Source organism: Psychrobacter sp. AOP3-A1-26 (assembly GCF_052378235.1).
GTDB lineage: Bacteria > Pseudomonadota > Gammaproteobacteria > Pseudomonadales > Moraxellaceae > Psychrobacter.
In genome coordinates, this window is sequence record NZ_JBQSXN010000010.1 from 1 (window position 1) to 16,893 (window position 16,893).

A 16,893-nucleotide genomic window follows, 5' to 3' on the forward strand; every position below is an offset into this window, starting at 1 on the left:
TCGATAACGAATATTTTAAGGTAAAAGTAATGACTGGACTTATAAATAGTCGCCTACAAGAAGCGCTTATAGCACTCAAAGCCACCCAACAATATCGTCAACTACCCAACCTTCAACATAATGGGCCATACGTTATTAGCGAAGGTAAGACCTTACTCAATATTACCAGTAACGACTATCTTGGCTTAGGCGGCGACACTGAATTACAAAACGAATTTCTCAACCAAATAAGACTCCTATCAGCCGCACAAACACCTAAAATGAGTGCGACGTCCTCACGCTTGCTCACTGGAAGTGATGCACAACTGCAAGCGCTAGAGTCTGAGTTGCAGGAATGGTATCAAACCGCGGTGGACAAACAAGATACCTCTGTCTCAAAGTCGGTGTTGGTATTGAATAGCGGCTATCATGCCAACCTTGGCATATTACCAGCCCTAACAGCCTTGCCAGTCAAAACGCTTATTCTGGCTGACAAGCTAGTACATGCCAGTATTATCGATGGTCTGCGTCTAAGTCAAAGCAAGCTGGTTACCTATCGCCGTTATCGTCACAATGATTATGAGCATTTGGCTACATTTATTAAGCAAGCAAATCCAGACATTGAGCGCATTATTGTTGTCACTGAAAGCATCTTTAGTATGGATGGTGATCGTGCTGATTTATGTCAACTGGTACAATTAAAAGCCAAAGATGCTCGCATTGAGCTGTATGTCGATGAGGCTCATGCCATTGGTGTGTTGGGTGATACAGGCTTGGGACTCGCAGAAGAAACACAGACATTGGCTAATATTGACTATTTGGTCGGTACTTTTGGTAAAGCTTTTGCCTCAGTAGGTGCTTATATCATGTGTGATGACATCGTCAAGCAATGGCTGATTAACACCATGCGTCCGCTCATTTTTAGTACTGCATTACCCCCTATCAATCACGCATGGACACGGTTTATTTTAGCAAAAATGCCAACGCTAAATGACCAACGTGCGCATTTAGCGCAATTGTCTACCAAGCTTAGTCGAGCCATCGTCCAACGACACCGTGTCTCTCCAACTATTCAATATCCAAACTATGAGTCACCCATTGTGCCTTACATATTGGGTGATAACGCCAGCACTCTTGCCAAAGCACAACAGTTGCAAGCAGCAGGTTTTTACGCGATGCCTATCAGGCCACCCACCGTTCCTGCAAACACGGCGCGTATCCGTTTGGTCATGAATGCCAAGCTAACAAATAAAGACTGCGAGCAATTGATAAGACAGTTATGACGCTGTTCTGTAATAGAGATGTCAGCGCTACTATCGATTGATAACTGGCTCACTTGGATATAATAAACCTTATGAAAACACTCGCCAAAACGGATACATTTAGCACCAGAAAAAAAACCATCGCTCGTCATTTTGCCAATGCCAGCGACTATGACCAGCATGCCAATATTCAGCAGCAAGTCTGTCAATACTTATCCTCCAATATTGCACATGCGCAGCAAGATAGTGTGTTGGAAGTCGGTGCAGGAACCGGTCAAATGACCCGTTTAATAGCTGCACAGATACAAAGCCAGCATTGGCTGATCAATGAGTTATGCGCTGAACAGACCGATACACTGCAATCAATATTACCAACTGCCGATATAGAGATCGGTGATGCTGAAACCATGGATTTGGTAGCAAAGCATAGTTTGATAATCAGTGCTAACGCAGTGCAGTGGTTTGATAAGCCTTTAAGTTTCGTCGCACAGTCAGCGTTACGCTTACAAGCGGGCGGTCAACTGCTATTTAACACTTTTACGCCAAATAATTTTTGGCAGATTAAGCGTTTGACTGGTCAAGGACTCGATTATCCAGACATTGATGAGTGGCAATTAGCACTCGTCAATGCTGGATTTGAGAAAATCAAACTGTTCACCCAGCGTTTTGAGTTACCGTTTTCCAGTCCCTACGCTGTCTTAAAACATATGAAACTGACGGGCGTATCGACGAATCGTACTCAAATAAACTCCAGCAATACCCAGTCCTTTAGGTGGACAAAAGCACGCTTGCAACAGTTTGAGTCAGATTATTGGCAACATTTTTCAGCGCAAGATGATATTGGGCAGCCTATCGTTAATTTGACTTACGAAGTACTGATAGTGAGTGCGTTTAAACCGTAAAGACAAGATATAGAGTGGTAGGTTATCTTTTATAAATAACAACCATAAAAAAACGCACCCCGAAGGATGCGTTTTTCTAATTGAACAGCTTGTTAATTTAACTAATTATTAATAGCCTTACTTTTTGTCTTCGTCTACTTCAGTAAACTCAGCATCAACGACATCATCGTCGGCTTGGCTACTATCCGCTGCGCCTTCAGCGCCTTCTTGGAACTGGCTTGGATCCATACCCTCTGCGCCCGCACCACTATCAGCGTAAATCTTTTGGCTGATTGGTAAGAAAGCGTTATCTAAGGCTTCAAGTTTGGCTTTGATATCGTCATGGTCATCTTCTTTCGCCGCTGTTTCAAGCTCAGTGACCGCTGCTTCTACTGTTGATTTTTCATCTTCAGTGACTTTATCTTCCGCTTCTTTTAGCGCTTTTTGTACCGCATGGATACGACCATCTGCTTCGTTACGCACTTGCGCTAGGTTAGCAAATTTCTCATCTTCCGCAGCGTTTGCTTCTGCGTCACGAACCATTTGCTCGACTTCTTCATCCGACAAGCCAGAATCTGCTTTAATCTGGATACTTTGCGCTTTACCAGTACCTTTATCAGTTGCTGAGATATTCATGATACCGTCAGCGTTGATGTCGAAGCTCACTTCGATTTGTGGTAGACCACGTGGTGCTGGTGGAATGTCCGTTAAATCAAAACGTCCAAGCTGTTTATTTTGGTTGGCGATTTTACGCTCACCTTGATAAACCTGAATGGTTACGGCTGGCTGGTTGTCTTCTGCCGTTGAGAATACCTGTGATTTCTTGGTAGGAATCATGGTGTTTTTCTCGATAACTGGGGTCATAACACCACCCATGGTTTCGATACCTAGCGTCAATGGCGTCACATCAAGCAATAGTACGTCAGTTTTATCACCAGACAACACCGCGCCTTGAATCGCTGCACCAGCGGCTACTGCTTCGTCAGGGTTCACGTCTTTACGTGGCTCTTGACTGAAGAACTCTTGTACTTTTTGCTGTACCAATGGCATACGAGTCTGACCACCAACTAAGATGACATCATCGATATCGCCAATTTTTAGACCAGCATCTTCTAGGGCAGTTTTACATGGGCCCATTGTACGTTGTACTAGCTCTTCTGTTAGGCTCTCAAGTTTTGAGCGACTGATCGTGACGACCAAATGCTTAGGACCACTGCTATCAGCGGTGATATATGGCAAGTTCACTTCAGTACTTTGGGCACTTGATAGCTCAATTTTTGCTTTCTCTGCCGCTTCTTTTAGACGCTGCATCGCCAGAGAGTCACCTTTTAGGTTAACGTCTTGGTCTTTTTTGAATTCAGCGACTAAAAAGTCAATCAAGGCTGAGTCAAAGTCTTCACCACCAAGGAATGTATCACCATTGGTCGCTAGTACTTCAAATTGCTGCTCACCATCGACATCAGCGATTTCGATGATTGATACGTCAAATGTACCACCACCCAAGTCATAAACGGCAACAGTGCTATCGCCTTGCTTTTTGTCCATACCATAAGCAAGTGCAGCAGCCGTTGGTTCGTTAATGATACGTTTTACATCTAGACCAGCAATTTTACCAGCGTCTTTAGTAGCTTGACGTTGTGAGTCATTGAAGTAAGCAGGTACAGTAACGACCGCTTCAGACACGCTTTCACCAAGATAGTCTTCGGCAGTTTTTTTCATCTTTTTCAATATTTCAGCAGATACCTGTGGTGGTGCTAATTTTTTACCATTGATTTCTACCCACGCATCACCGTTGTCCGCTTTGGCGATTTTGTACGGCACCATACCGATGTCTTTTTGCACAACTTTGTCATCAAAGCGACGACCAATCAAACGCTTGATTGCAAATAAGGTGTTGCTTGGATTGGTCACTGCTTGACGCTTGGCTGACTGACCAACGAGGATTTCGTCATCTTTATAAGCGACAATCGATGGTGTGGTACGAGTACCTTCAGCGTTTTCGATAATTTTAACTTTATCGCCTTCCATCACTGCGACACATGAGTTAGTTGTACCTAAATCAATACCAATTACTTTACCCATAATTAATTGCTCCTAATTTATTTTTAAACAAAAATATTTATATCATCAGACCTTAGAAATTGTCTCTAGCGGGTCACTTGTTGCTTTATATAGGTTTACGTGGTCGTTTTTTCAAGTCAATAACCACGTAAATAATGCCTTTTATGTGATTTTTTGTGAAAACCCTTACTTCTAATAAGGTTTAGCACTGTTAAAGACTTCTTTTTTAAATACTAATACCCGCGGTATTAGTTTTTAAGCTGAATTGTCTTAAATACTACTATCTTAAATACTATTGCCCAACACGTACCATTGCTGGACGCAATAGACGACCGTTTAAGCTATAGCCTTTTTGCAACACTGTACCAACCGTATCAGCTGGCGCATCGGGGTCGATACCTACCGCTTCATGTAAGTCAGCGTTAAATTTTTCGCCTTGTGGTTCAACCACTTCGACACCATTTTTATTTAACACGTCTAATAACGCTTTATGGGTCAGTTTTACGCCTTCAGTAACAGGATCATCTGCATGGGCGTTTTCGATAGCACGCTCTAGGTTGTCGACGACTTCTAACAACTCTTTTGCAAACTTTTGCAGCGCGAATTTTTTGCTTTTATCTGTTTCCTGCTCCATACGTTTTTGCGCATTATAAGCTTCAGCATTGGCACGAGCAGTGCCTTCTTTGGCTTGTTTAACTTCACCTTCTAGCTCTTTAATACGGGCGGCAAAGGTATCAAGGTTAATTTCATTCTCGATAGTCGCTTCTTCGCCTTCGTTGTTTTGTGGATCAAACTCTTTCATGGTTTCTTCTAAAATACTGTCGCTATGCTCAATATTGTCATGGGTCACATTTTGATCAACAGGCTCTTGATTTTGGTTTTGCTCGCTCATGATAACTCCTTAGAATTTTAATAATGTTTAATAATACTTAGTAATGCTTAATAAGAACGGTTAATGCAGGACACAAGAGCCACGCTATTTGTTGGTCATCTTGCGCCTTTATTAGATGCTTAATACTTTATTAGTTTCTTAATAACAGTCACTGATTGTTTTTATTAATACGCTTCGATAGCTGATTAATAAAGGTGATGGGGTCAAATTTCAAGCCTAAAGCTAAGGAATTTTTGCATTTATAACAAATGTTATCGAAATATCATCTAAATTCTCTTTATAAGGTTTCTTTTGCTGTCAGCTAATATAGGTATCTGCTAAAAAAACGTACAAAAAACCGTCACTTATTCCAATTTCTTTACCATTACTATCTAAGCCATTACCAAACACCACTCAACTTTATTGATGATTAATTTATTATTGTTACAAATATTGCAACTTACGTTAGATTTACGCTGACCTATTACAACAGCTACTAACGGTCATTGATCAAATATTAACGACCAATAATGAGGGTGTTATGTCTAATTCAGCAGTACTATCAATCAACACTCTACTTAATAAAGCGTTGATGACGATGAACTTAACATCGACGAACCTAACGCCAAAAAATTTAGCGTCATCCGCTCAAGTAGATACGGATACCGTAGATAAGGGCATAAAAGAAAATAGTGCAGAAGAAAAGCGTTTGAGCATTACAGAAAAAATGCTTAGCTACAGTCCGATGATAAACTATCAGTCACATACCTTGCATTATGCGATGAAAGGTTTGGGCTGCCTGCCAACGCCTGTATTAGAAAGCTTGGTGAGCTATCTCAAAGGACCCAGCTCAAAGCAATATCTGCATGCTGACGCTCATTTGCGTTTGATACTAGCCGTAAACAGCAACCTTAAAACACCTTTAGAGCTAACGCCCATGCACGAGCTGCGTGACAGGTTTGCGGCGGATGCTGTCGCTATGCAATCGCCAAGAGTATGGCAGCAAGCCAGTATTAATACACTTAGCAGCCTAATGCGTTGTGCCAAAAAAGGCGACACACCTATTAGCTGGGAAGATAAGACCATCGCTAATGCTGACGATGGCGATATGACTGTTCGTTGTTATCAGGCGAGTAAACGCTCTTATGGGATAAATACTAAAAAATGCGCGATTCATAACCCCGACGAAACGGTTATGTTGTTTTTTCACGGTGGTGGGTTTTGTATCGGCGACGTCGATACCCATCATGAGTTTTGTCATGCGGTTTGTGAGCAGGCTGGCTGGCCAGTGGTCAGCGTCGATTACCGCTTAGCGCCTGAATACCCTGCACCAACTGCCTTGCAAGATTGTATTACTGCTTATGCATGGCTGGCTGAAAACTGTCAATCGCTGGGGGCAACGCCATCTCGGATAGTGCTGGCTGGTGATAGTGCTGGTGGTGGATTGTCGACGTTGATGGCGCAGCAGCTCGCCGCACCCACTGAAGACGCTTGGCTAGATTTGAGTATGGACGGTCAAGATATGTTTGAATTATTAAAAAGCTTACCCAGTCCGCTTGCGCAAATGCCTTTATATCCAGTGACGGATATCGAGACAGATTATCCAAGCTGGGAATTGTATGGTGAGGGTCTACTATTAGATCATGCTGACGTGGCGGTGTTTGATGCCGCATGTTTTGATCACAGCCCATTGCCACGCCAACATATCCTTAATTGCCCCATGCTTGGTGACAATAGTAAAGTATGCCCGACTTATATTGTCGCCGCTGAACTGGATGTGCTGCGTGATGAAGCTTTTGCCTATACAAAACAATTGAAAGCGCATGATGTCCCTGTTGAGACTTATACCGTACTTGGTGCGCCCCATGGTTTTATTCATTTTATGAGTATTCATCAGGGGATTGGACAAGAAACAGGCGATATCATTAAAGGTTTTGCGAGCTTTGTGCGCGATGTTATCAATACCCAGTCGCAATTAGCGGCATAGTTATTAGGGTCTATTGCATAAAAGAGTGCTGGTTTATTTATATTACAGAATAGTGCTATTTAGATATTACTTTCTTAAACATTACTTTTTTAAAATTTATCTTCATTCTTACCATTCAAAGTGATTAGCCAAATCTCCGAGCGCGAGCCCAGTCGAAACGGAATACCCCAAAAACCATAACCTGAGGAGACGACAAAGTGTCCTTTGCCAATGGCTTCATAACCATAGCCCAAGCGATTGATAGCATGGACGATAAAGTTGGCTGGATATATCTGTCCGTTATGAGTATGTCCTGAAACCTGTAAATCAATCGGTAGCTGACTATGCTTAGCAATATCGCTAGGTCTATGATCGAGCATAATAATAGGTTTGGTACTATCGACGCGCGCCATCAGTTCAGTGGTCGCCACACGTTGACGTTTATGATTATCAAAACGTCCTACTAACCAAAGTGCTTGTCCTTGGTGCATGAGACATTTCACCTCATCATTTAACAGTTGCACGCCTGCATTGCACAGCGCTTCACTAATCGGCTGCTCGTGTCCATATAAATCATGATTGCCTAAAGTAGCATAGACGCCATATGGCAAGATTTTACATAACTCAGCCAAGTTTCCTGCCATCTTATAATCAGCAAATGCTTGCGTATTGTCATCCATGATATCGCCCGGCATCAGCAGTATGTCGGCTTTATTTTTTATAATAAGATGATGTAGCCTATCTATCGCACTATTACCAAACAATCTGCCCAAATGTAAATCACTGGCTACAGCAATGCGTAATGGCTTAGCCATAGGCTTATCAATACTAATAGACAGCCTACGCACAACCGGCACATAAGCGCTATATAGGGCGTAAATAAACAACGCTACAAAGAAAACCAGCGCAAAAATGCGTAACCCAATAGTAAGTATTTCTCCATCAATAAGCGTAATACCGAACCAGCTATTTAAGAGCCAATAACCGCCATATAGTAAACTGGTCGATAAAGCGGTGAGCATTATAAAGTGCATCACTAACATCCAAGCGCTTATCCAGCGATAGCTATTAGAAAATATTTTGCTGACGCTCAACAGCAACAGGCTATTGGTAATGGCAAAAACCACTACCCACACCATAGCCGGTGATAGCGGTATAGTAATTGAAACAATCCAAGGCTGTAACCACCACTGTAAGCTGAGTACCGCTCCTAAACTAAAAAGCTGCAACAGCACAATAATGGTGATAATAAATGCGTAACGCATGAGGTTTCCTAGCAGATTGGCGTGCCGATAGAGATTTACAGCGTAAATTATGTAGAGCTATTTTGCCGACTGTAAGGTAATTATCCAAACCTCAGAACGCGTACCTAGTCTAAAAGGCACTGCACCGATACCATAGCCTGAGGTTACCAAAAACTGTGTATCGGCTATTTTTTTGGCACCATAATTTAATGGTGAGAACCAGTCCATTAATATCGTTAATGGAAATATCTGCCCACCATGAGTATGCCCAGACAGATGCAAATCCACTGGTAAAGCACTGACTTCATCCATCATCGAAGGGCGATGCTCTAAAAACACCACTGGCTTATCGGCATCCACTTGATTTAGTAACTCATCCGCTGACAGTCTGGTTAGATCCACATCGTCCGAGCGCCCAATCAACCATACTGCATCGTTTAATAACACACTCTCATTATCAAGGGCTTTGATACCAGCAGCCTCAATAGCCTGTGCTATTTGTTCATCATAGCCTAGATAGTCATGATTACCCAACGTCGCATAAACGCCAAGCGGTGCTTTTAGTTTTGATAACTGCTCATGCATATTGGTATTATCGTAAGCAATAGTGGTGTCATTCATAATATCACCAGCGATGACCACCACGTCTGGACTTTGCTTATCAATCAGCTTAACCATTTTATCTATCTGCCGATTACCAAACCATCTGCCCAGATGCGTATCAGAAACCAATGCGATCTCCATTGGCTTATCGAGAGGTTTGGTTGTCGTAACTGTCAATCGATGTACCTCGGGTGAGTAGGCATTAAATATAGCGAGGCTCACGATACTGATATAAACCACCATTGCAAACACACGAATGGTTATTGGTCGTGGCTTTTGTTTAAGTATTAGAGCATAAACCCCTGCAAGCACAGCCGTTATTAAAGCGGCATAAAACATAAAGCCTTGCAAAATACTGATAACCAAATAGACGTGAAAACGCTCGTACCAAAACTCACTCAAGCCATAAAGGAGAGCGATATTATTAATAATAAAGACAACAGATATCAGCGCAACTTTAGTAGCAGTCATTCTTGGCTTTATTAACCACCAAAGAATAATGCTAGTCATAATAGCGAGCAACTGCGTAAAAACGATAAAAAGCCACATAAGTAAATCTAGTTAAATAAAGATGATGCTATCTTACGTTAAAAATTTGATGTTCTGAATATCGTGTCTTTTTTTCCACAGAAACTTCATCAATGAAAATCTATTAATTTTATTTGTGTTTCGGAAGTGCAAACCATCCTATGATGACTGCGCTAGTTCCACCAACACAGCAAAATAGGATAGTCCCCACTACAGCATCCATAAATTCTTTATCTACAGTGAACCAAACTATATATATAAAAGCACTAAACAGTCCAATGAAAAATAACGATACTATTTCTTCTAGTTTTAAATCAAAGTATATTTTAAACTTAGTGGTAATTAATGCAGCGATAAGAGAGGGTATTAACCCAAAAAAGAATCCGCCTACAATAGAAGCTAATAGCATTTTGAAAATATCTGTTAACTCTTGGCTGAAAATATTACCGTCAATTACAAACATCACAATCATATATAAGAAGACAATCAGACCGCCTATCGCTCCACCTAGCAATCCATAAACTCCTATCACCTTACCTTTAGGATAGTTGGTTACAGTGGCTGTAGCGCTGATCTCAATGTCACTCATACATACCTCCATTTAGGTTTCACATGAAACTTAGGAACTGTAACACCACCTATTACAGTGGAGCTAAACAACCCTGATAGAGCTAACATCACAGTTAAAAAACCTTAAAGCTTATTATCTCATTAACACCTAAATGTGTAGTTGTAGATATCTAGCCTTGCCCATTCATGCCTTAGGTAGGGCAAATAATGCTAGGATTAAAGCGCTGACACCACCAGTCAAAACCTGAATGATAAAAGGTAGCTCTGTCGCTGATAGAAAGGCAAAGCCCATAAAACCACCAGTAATTAAAGATATAAGAAGGCCTTTATAATTACGGTAAGCATTTACTTGCGCAAGAATCCAGCCTGTAAATAACGAAGGTAACAGTCCTAATATAAATCCAAAGACCACATAGAAAATCAGCGCAAACCCTAGTAGCCAAACTATATTAAATACAGTGATGAGATAGACGTTAGTAATATTCAGTACTTCGGGCGCACCGAAATCATGATCATTAAACAAGACATCAGGTACTGCTATGGTCAACCAGAGAAATGTTCCACCTAGTGCCCCTCCAAATTGTGCATATTGGTTTATAATTTTTCCTTTAGGATAATTGGGTCTGGTTTTATTCATAGAGTTTTCTAATTTTTCAAAAACTGGAGTCTTATTTTTTTTGAAACCTAGGAATGGTTAAGCCGCCTAATATAAGAGCACTAAATAACCCAGATAAACCCACCAACACAGCAAATAAAAATTTCTCAAAATCTATTGTCTCAGCCATCGTCAACGCAATTATGCTAAATGGAATAGTTGCAATAAAACCAAGTAAGCCTAATACAAGCCAGTTTTTAAACGTTCTAAGATACAGTTTTAGATAAATGGCAATGCCTGCTGTTATCAATGCTGGTAGTAGGCCGGCTATCACTTTAAAAGCAAGACCCCTAAACATATTTTCTATAAAGAACTGGAAATCAAAATCTAGCCATGATTCTGTCCCAAGATCCACAAATAGAGTTAATATCAGGCTTGCAATAGTGGCTCCTACCCAGCCACCAAGTAAACCAAACCCTATAAGGATTCTTAACCAAGGGTAAGACTTTATATTACTTTGCTTTTCTAGCGTTAATTTTGAAGCTTTATTATTTTTAGAAACCATATTATTGTCGTCTTAATACTCTGAGGTGAACTAAATGTATCAACCCACTTGTTTCACATGAAACATCCATTTAATGATTTAAGAATCCTGCTCTTCTAACGCTTGCTTCAACGTTGGCTGTTTAAACTCATAACCTGCGCCCTGTAATGCTTGCGGCAACACCTTTTGTCCATCAATCAGTAGCGTTGACATCTCACCAAACATTAGCTTAAGTAAAAACTCAGGTAAAGTAAAAAAAGTTGGTCGGTGTAACCATTCACCCAGTATTTTGGTAAAGGTATGGTTGGTCACTGGATTGGGCGACGTGAGGTTATAGACGACCGCTGTTGTATCGTTAGTGGTCTGCAAAGTATTATCATATGTGGTTGCGCTAGTCGTTTGCCCAGTATTAATACCATTATCAGCGCCCTTGCCAGCCAAATGCTGCTCAATAATAAATATCGCTGCCCCTACCCAATCCTCGCGGCTTATCCAACTCATGATTTGCTTGCCATCACCCAACTGCCCACCGACGCCCATTTTAAATGGGGTTAATAGTTTGCCGAGCATACCACCCTCAGGATGGATAACCACACCTGTACGGACGATAGCTACAGGCACGCTATATTCGGTTGCCGTCAATGCTAGCTGCTCCCAGTCATCACATAGTTTGTGTGAAAAATCTGTTTTAAATTCACTGCTTTCGGTCAACGGTTTATCACCTTGGGTGCCATACCAACCAATGGCTGAGCCGCTAAGCAGCAGCTTAGGTTTATGATTGGTACGGGCAATAAAGGCCAATAGCGACTCAGTAGGCTTAACACGGCTGGCGAGCAATTGCTCTTTACGTGCATCGCTCCAACGCGAGTCCGCTATCCCTGCACCCGCTAGATTCATAATCACATAGAAGCTGTTATCCGAATTAGCCAACTCATCATAAGTCATCATTTCGATATCGCTCGGATGTGTCTGACTGCTATCACGCGTCAGCCAAGTGATATGTAGCTCCTTACCCACCTGCTGATAACGCTTGATTAGCTCTTTACTAAAGGCACTACCCAAAAACCCTGAGCCACCGCTGATTAAAATATTCATATCCTACTCCCTGTATGATATTAACTATCATATTTATTATTTAGTAAAACTTAAACTATCATAACCATCGTCTACTTTTTTAGCGCTGATATCAAAACCACTTTTACATGCTTTTGGTAAAGCTATACAGCCAGCAATGGCTGAATTAATGCCGCCAAAAACACCAACGATACCCATAAAAGCCAACAGCACACCAACTTCTATCCATGAGTTGATGCCTAAATATAAGACGATTGCACCCATATAAATAGCTGAGGTTATAAACCCAATCAAAAAAGTCGTGCGTATACTTTTATGATCCTCGCGCCATAGCTTTTGGCTGGCGATGATAATGCCCGTTAATAACGCAGGAATAAAACCCAGCAAACCAACATATAACAATGGCTGATAACCAATTTGGGCAAAACTGGCCTCTCGAAAGATAAACAATAAAGCCAGCTCAGCAATCAATCCGCCAACCACGCTACCAATACCTGCAAACAAAATCATCACGGTTAAATGAGGGTAAGCATCCAAACTATTATTCATTATATTTCTCCTATTTATATTAGCTGTTTATTTAGTATAAATAGTGCATTGGTAGTGCTAATGAAGTTACTGTGAATAGTTAGTGGATAAGTATTTTGACTTTGTCTATTCTGCTTATTACTCTAAGCAAAATGCTTACGAATAGGACAGTCACTATTGTTATTATTTTGATATTTGTCTTTTAATTTATTCCAACGATTATTAATAAATTCCATGACAGTAGCCATGTTTGGCAATACGTGCGCTTTGGTCAGGTGTGGCGCTGCCGCATCTAAACGCTTGGCAAGCTCCGGTAAATGATTGGATGGCACAGCAGGAAATAGATGGTGCTCTACATGATAGAGTAAATTGAAGGTCAGCAAGTTGACTAATGGATTACGCTCGGTGCGGGCGATGGTCTCATCACAATCATGATGCACACCCCACACCGCAATGATACCGACGCTGGCATTGGCCAATGTCATGGTCAGTAGGTGATAGATCAATATTTGCGCCAACATAGCAAGAGCAGGAATAGTAAATGCGGTCAATACAAGAGCAACCAAGACGACCACAGCAATCAAACCAAACTCTAAATACGCAATACGCTGATTACGGCGACTGCTCAGACGTAAACCTTGACGATAGATATTTAGTCGATACGTGACACCACCTAACATCGCTCGCCACCACGACATTTTTGCCAGACTGCCCTCAATGTCATTGTCGCCCAATGGGTCACGATGATGCTCCATATGGGTGGCTCGAATGCTGTGCAAGCTGGTCATCAACAGCACGCTAAGCAATAATAGTATGGCAGTCGTCGTACGTTTTCCTGTACCCAAACTATGATGATAGCCATCATGAGCTTGGCGAAAAGCCGTGGCAAAGAATAAATAAGACGCGCCGCACGCTAGTACATACCAAGACTGACTGGCAAACCACCATGACAGCAATAAAAATGGATAAGGCAAAATAATATTATAGGCAATTTGACCGCGAGTTAGCTGGCGCAAGTCTTGCCACTGCACTGCATTGATCGCATCTTTAATCGCTATGCTTTTATTACCCTGTGTGTTATTCGCTTTCATATGCCACATCCATTTGTTATTACTATGAAAAGAGCTAATAAAACCTCAATCTGTTACATAAATTTCTGTCATAACAGAAATAAATTTATAAATTTTTTCTTTTAAATAAGCTATGGCACTATTAACGCACCACTAACGTAAGACCTTTTTAATGCTAGCGCCCAACTTCAATACCTTTTTGAGTGCGCTTGTCGGTAGTCTAAGCATCTCAGAAGACCAAGTAGTCACGGTCTCAACGAATTCTTGCGTCTCACGAATGCGTGCTTTGACTTCACTATTCTCATGCTCAAACTCAGGGCTGTCCATCAACTCTTGTAAAAACTGTACCGTTGGCTCCAGTTCACGTTTTTGCCTTTCAACGACGATGATACGCGCCAACTCCCAAACGTCGGTATTGGTCGTAAAGTGATCACGACGGTCACCCAATATCGAGATCTTTTGTACTAATCCCCAGTGCTGTAGTTCTTTAATACTGTTTGAAACATTAGAGCGCGCAACGCCAAGTGTTTCGGTTATTTCTTCAGCATTTAGCGGTTTACCGATAATAAATAACAGCGCGTGAATCTGTGACATGGTGCGATTGACCCCCCACTGCGAGCCCATTTCGCCCCAATGTAAGATAAATTTTTCGGTCACAGGATTTAGTTTCATGATTATTATTTACTCACTATCTTGAATAATTTGGTTATCTTAGGGCGTGTCCTCAATCTAAACGATAATACCTAAATGGGCTAAAAATGGCTAAACATCGTCAAATAGTTGGCTAGTATCCCGATATTATCTGCACTATTTTCCTTGTTTAACTGCAATTTAACTCATTTTTATCACCATTTTTAAAATGAGGACACGCCCTAATCATTCATACTGCGCTATTCTTTTATTTCTGTCAAGACAGAAATAAAAGAATAATATTTATTGCTTAGTGGATTGCTGTGCTCTAACGAACAATTAAACCAGTGGTTGCGTCACGAATTTGGCTCGGTAAGGTATAGCCTAATGTCTCAGCTTGCAAGTAGCTGATTTGCTCGCCAAAATAAGAATACGCTTCAGAAAAAGTCATCGCAGGCGGTTCACTTGATGGATTACAGCTCGTCGAGATCAGCAACCCGAATGGGTTCTGAGTACTGACTAGCTGTTGACACAGTTGACGGATAATAGGATGAGCGATCACTCTCACGGCTATCGTCTGGTGCTGCCCCATTATCCAAGGAGGAATAATGGTCGTCAGTATCTGCGGGATAGGTAACAACCACGTATGGGCTTGCTTATATTTTAGATCTATATGCTCACTATCTATCTGCCAGCTTTTTAGAATAGGTTTGAGTTGCGCCTCATTTAACGGGTCTAATAAAGGTGCCAGCCGCTCTACACTATCGGTAATAACAATCATACCTTTGGCTTGTGGGCGCTGTTTAATGGCTAAAATACGCTGAACTGCTTCTTTATCATAAGCGTCACAACCGACACCCCAGACGCTTTCGGTTGGATAAGCGAGCAGCTGCCCTTCTTTGAGCCACTTAGCAGCTTGAATGACGGAATCCGTGATGAATGGTGCAGATTGGCTCATAATTTGAATGTTTAGAAAGATAAAGTGTAAGCGCTTATAATAACACAGGATAAAGAAAGACTAGGATAGCTAAGGCTGCAAAAAACTTATTCCAGTAGCACCTGAATCAGTTTTAAAGTGACTCAACTATACCAACATTGTGCTGGGCTTAAATACTCAGAAATGATAAGCAAAAAAATGAAAAGTTAGAGAGGATGTGGCTTTAGACCCGCAGATAGCGTCCGCCCTGCACACTGATCGTACCCAGTAACTCAAGCTCCATCAGCTGTCCAATTAATTGTGGTGGCGCAAGCTTAGTAGTTACGATAAGCGCATCCAAATCCTGCCCATGCCAATCAAGCTGTTCATAAACGAGGGTTAAATGCTCAGGTACAACGATAGGTTTAGGAGCAGATTTGATATTAGAAGGTGGTGGCAGGTTAGCGACTATGGCGGTACTTTTATCTTTATTGGTATGTTTAGCAGTTTGGCTATGATTCGTTTGAGAGCTATTAGATTCGGTAGTATCTATACTATCCACAGTATCTTTTGATTCATGAGAATAACTTTCATAACCCAACTGAGCATTGACGTCCTCGAGCACCTGCTGCGGATGATAAACCAAAGTCGCGCCTTCACGTATCAAGTGATGACAACCTTCTGCATTGCTATTATCAATATGGCTAGGAATCGCAAAGACTTGCTTGCCTTGCTCAGAAGTTAAGCGAGCGGTAATCAGCGAACCGCTTTGAATGGTCGCTTCGGTCACAATCGTTGCGAGGCTTAGTCCAGCGACCAAACGATTGCGCCGCGGAAATGTGTGCTTGTGCGGCAGCGTGTGCGGCAACAACTCACTAATGATACAACCGCCTTGCTCGATAATCTGGCTAAACAACTTATCATGATGATTGGGATAATTGACATCGATACCCGTACCCATGACGCCAATAGTACGACCTTGGTATTCAGACTCAGCCTGTGCTAGCGCGCCTAAATGTGCCCGTTTATCCACACCCATCGCAAGACCACTGGTGATTATATAACCCGCTTGTGCTAAATACTGTGCCATATCAAAGGTGGTTTTTTGTGCATGTGCGGTGGGTTTTCGACTACCAACGATAGCGATTTGCGCTTGATGCAGACGAGATTTATTGCCACGATAAAATAATAATGGCGGTGGGTCGTAGATTTGCGAGAGTTGTGCAGGATAGTCAGGCTGATCGGCGAATAACAGACCGTATTTTTTATCTAGCAATGCTTGCTGGATTTTATCAATATTGGCACGCGTTTGCTCTGGCTGTTCATGACGGGCCAGATGGGTATGGTGAATACCCAATTGTCGCCATGCTTCTACGCCAGCAACCCAAGCCAGTGGTGCACCACCAAAAACAGTAATCAGCTTATGATACGCAGATAATGACGCATTCACCTCATACCACAGCGCCAGTATGGCGCGCTGATCGTCTGATAAAGAAGAGGTGACTGCTGTCATCGTCGTTTGTCTCGTTTGGGCGGGCTGAGTGTGGTCAATTTAAAAAAACCTTGTATGA

The 16,893-nt window shown here is 41.8% G+C and carries 16 protein-coding genes; 3 read left to right on the top strand and 13 right to left on the bottom strand.

The genetic code is table 11. The features are described 5' to 3' along the window. Positions 1-29: 29 nt before the first annotated feature. Entirely contained in the window at positions 30-1,262 is a 1,233-nt protein-coding gene (locus tag ACT3TU_RS03255) for an 8-amino-7-oxononanoate synthase (RefSeq protein ID WP_192524772.1), read from the top strand. Between the two features lie 71 nt (positions 1,263-1,333). Next, positions 1,334-2,143, top strand: coding sequence for a methyltransferase domain-containing protein (locus ACT3TU_RS03260; protein ID WP_192524771.1), 810 nt, complete (start codon positions 1,334-1,336; stop codon positions 2,141-2,143). Positions 2,144-2,260: 117 nt separating this feature from the next. Here the strand turns inward: ACT3TU_RS03260 and dnaK are convergent, their stop codons facing one another. Together dnaK and grpE are read right to left on the bottom strand one after the other, a co-directional pair. After that, the gene (gene dnaK / locus ACT3TU_RS03265) at positions 2,261-4,204 is read right to left on the bottom strand and encodes a molecular chaperone DnaK (RefSeq protein WP_192524770.1); all 1,944 of its coding nucleotides are present in this window, start codon (positions 4,202-4,204) and stop codon (positions 2,261-2,263) included. A gap of 271 nt (positions 4,205-4,475) precedes the next feature. Beyond that, the gene (gene grpE, locus ACT3TU_RS03270; RefSeq protein WP_192524769.1) at positions 4,476-5,075 is read right to left on the bottom strand and encodes a nucleotide exchange factor GrpE; all 600 of its coding nucleotides are present in this window, start codon (positions 5,073-5,075) and stop codon (positions 4,476-4,478) included. Positions 5,076-5,595: 520 nt separating this feature from the next. Here grpE and ACT3TU_RS03275 point away from each other — a divergent pair. After that, on the top strand, positions 5,596-7,041 hold the full coding sequence (locus ACT3TU_RS03275; protein WP_192529637.1) for an alpha/beta hydrolase: 1,446 nt from the start codon (positions 5,596-5,598) through the stop codon (positions 7,039-7,041). Between the two features lie 89 nt (positions 7,042-7,130). Here ACT3TU_RS03275 and ACT3TU_RS03280 read toward each other — a convergent pair whose 3' ends face one another. The 11 genes from ACT3TU_RS03280 to dprA form a co-directional block, all read right to left on the bottom strand. Continuing rightward, positions 7,131-8,285, bottom strand: coding sequence for a metallophosphoesterase (locus tag ACT3TU_RS03280; protein ID WP_192529636.1), 1,155 nt, complete (start codon positions 8,283-8,285; stop codon positions 7,131-7,133). Positions 8,286-8,342: 57 nt separating this feature from the next. Further along, complete coding sequence (locus tag ACT3TU_RS03285; protein WP_225735366.1) at positions 8,343-9,338, bottom strand: metallophosphoesterase; 996 nt, start codon at positions 9,336-9,338, stop codon at positions 8,343-8,345. 187 nt (positions 9,339-9,525) lie between these two features. Further along, the gene (locus ACT3TU_RS03290) at positions 9,526-9,984 is read right to left on the bottom strand and encodes a hypothetical protein (RefSeq protein WP_444784023.1); all 459 of its coding nucleotides are present in this window, start codon (positions 9,982-9,984) and stop codon (positions 9,526-9,528) included. Between the two features lie 165 nt (positions 9,985-10,149). Beyond that, positions 10,150-10,602, bottom strand: a complete 453-nt coding sequence (locus tag ACT3TU_RS03295; RefSeq protein ID WP_192529148.1) for a hypothetical protein — start codon at positions 10,600-10,602, stop codon at positions 10,150-10,152. Between the two features lie 31 nt (positions 10,603-10,633). After that, positions 10,634-11,125: a hypothetical protein gene (locus ACT3TU_RS03300; RefSeq protein WP_192529147.1), complete on the bottom strand. Its 492-nt coding sequence runs from the start codon at positions 11,123-11,125 to the stop codon at positions 10,634-10,636. Between the two features lie 78 nt (positions 11,126-11,203). Further along, complete coding sequence (locus ACT3TU_RS03305) at positions 11,204-12,199, bottom strand: TIGR01777 family oxidoreductase (protein WP_192529146.1); 996 nt, start codon at positions 12,197-12,199, stop codon at positions 11,204-11,206. 36 nt (positions 12,200-12,235) lie between these two features. Beyond that, the gene (locus ACT3TU_RS03310) at positions 12,236-12,727 is read right to left on the bottom strand and encodes a hypothetical protein (protein ID WP_192522780.1); all 492 of its coding nucleotides are present in this window, start codon (positions 12,725-12,727) and stop codon (positions 12,236-12,238) included. A 122-nt stretch (positions 12,728-12,849) separates the two neighbouring features. Further along, positions 12,850-13,797, bottom strand: coding sequence for a fatty acid desaturase family protein (locus tag ACT3TU_RS03315; protein ID WP_192522779.1), 948 nt, complete (start codon positions 13,795-13,797; stop codon positions 12,850-12,852). Positions 13,798-13,929: 132 nt separating this feature from the next. Beyond that, positions 13,930-14,448 carry a GbsR/MarR family transcriptional regulator gene (locus ACT3TU_RS03320; RefSeq protein ID WP_192522778.1) on the bottom strand — a complete coding sequence of 173 codons (519 nt, stop codon included), beginning with the start codon at positions 14,446-14,448 and terminating at the stop codon, positions 13,930-13,932. A 286-nt stretch (positions 14,449-14,734) separates the two neighbouring features. Further along, positions 14,735-15,364, bottom strand: coding sequence for an L-threonylcarbamoyladenylate synthase (locus tag ACT3TU_RS03325; protein WP_192522777.1), 630 nt, complete (start codon positions 15,362-15,364; stop codon positions 14,735-14,737). A 202-nt stretch (positions 15,365-15,566) separates the two neighbouring features. Continuing rightward, positions 15,567-16,835 carry a DNA-processing protein DprA gene (gene dprA, locus ACT3TU_RS03330; RefSeq protein ID WP_192522776.1) on the bottom strand — a complete coding sequence of 423 codons (1,269 nt, stop codon included), beginning with the start codon at positions 16,833-16,835 and terminating at the stop codon, positions 15,567-15,569. Between the last annotated feature and the right edge of the window lie 58 nt (positions 16,836-16,893).

Coding starts and splice junctions, on each gene's coding strand:
- ACT3TU_RS03310 (WP_192522780.1), bottom strand. CDS start 12,727: ATGAATAATAGTTTGGATGCTTACCCTCATTTAACCGTGATGATTTTG.
- ACT3TU_RS03255 (WP_192524772.1), top strand. CDS start 30: ATGACTGGACTTATAAATAGTCGCCTACAAGAAGCGCTTATAGCACTC.
- ACT3TU_RS03300 (WP_192529147.1), bottom strand. CDS start 11,125: ATGGTTTCTAAAAATAATAAAGCTTCAAAATTAACGCTAGAAAAGCAA.
- ACT3TU_RS03305 (WP_192529146.1), bottom strand. CDS start 12,199: ATGAATATTTTAATCAGCGGTGGCTCAGGGTTTTTGGGTAGTGCCTTT.
- grpE (WP_192524769.1), bottom strand. CDS start 5,075: ATGAGCGAGCAAAACCAAAATCAAGAGCCTGTTGATCAAAATGTGACC.
- ACT3TU_RS03290 (WP_444784023.1), bottom strand. CDS start 9,984: ATGAGTGACATTGAGATCAGCGCTACAGCCACTGTAACCAACTATCCT.
- ACT3TU_RS03320 (WP_192522778.1), bottom strand. CDS start 14,448: ATGAAACTAAATCCTGTGACCGAAAAATTTATCTTACATTGGGGCGAA.
- dnaK (WP_192524770.1), bottom strand. CDS start 4,204: ATGGGTAAAGTAATTGGTATTGATTTAGGTACAACTAACTCATGTGTC.
- ACT3TU_RS03295 (WP_192529148.1), bottom strand. CDS start 10,602: ATGAATAAAACCAGACCCAATTATCCTAAAGGAAAAATTATAAACCAA.
- ACT3TU_RS03285 (WP_225735366.1), bottom strand. CDS start 9,338: ATGACTGCTACTAAAGTTGCGCTGATATCTGTTGTCTTTATTATTAAT.
- dprA (WP_192522776.1), bottom strand. CDS start 16,835: ATGACAGCAGTCACCTCTTCTTTATCAGACGATCAGCGCGCCATACTG.
- ACT3TU_RS03325 (WP_192522777.1), bottom strand. CDS start 15,364: ATGAGCCAATCTGCACCATTCATCACGGATTCCGTCATTCAAGCTGCT.
- ACT3TU_RS03315 (WP_192522779.1), bottom strand. CDS start 13,797: ATGAAAGCGAATAACACACAGGGTAATAAAAGCATAGCGATTAAAGAT.
- ACT3TU_RS03280 (WP_192529636.1), bottom strand. CDS start 8,285: ATGCGTTACGCATTTATTATCACCATTATTGTGCTGTTGCAGCTTTTT.
- ACT3TU_RS03260 (WP_192524771.1), top strand. CDS start 1,334: ATGAAAACACTCGCCAAAACGGATACATTTAGCACCAGAAAAAAAACC.
- ACT3TU_RS03275 (WP_192529637.1), top strand. CDS start 5,596: ATGTCTAATTCAGCAGTACTATCAATCAACACTCTACTTAATAAAGCG.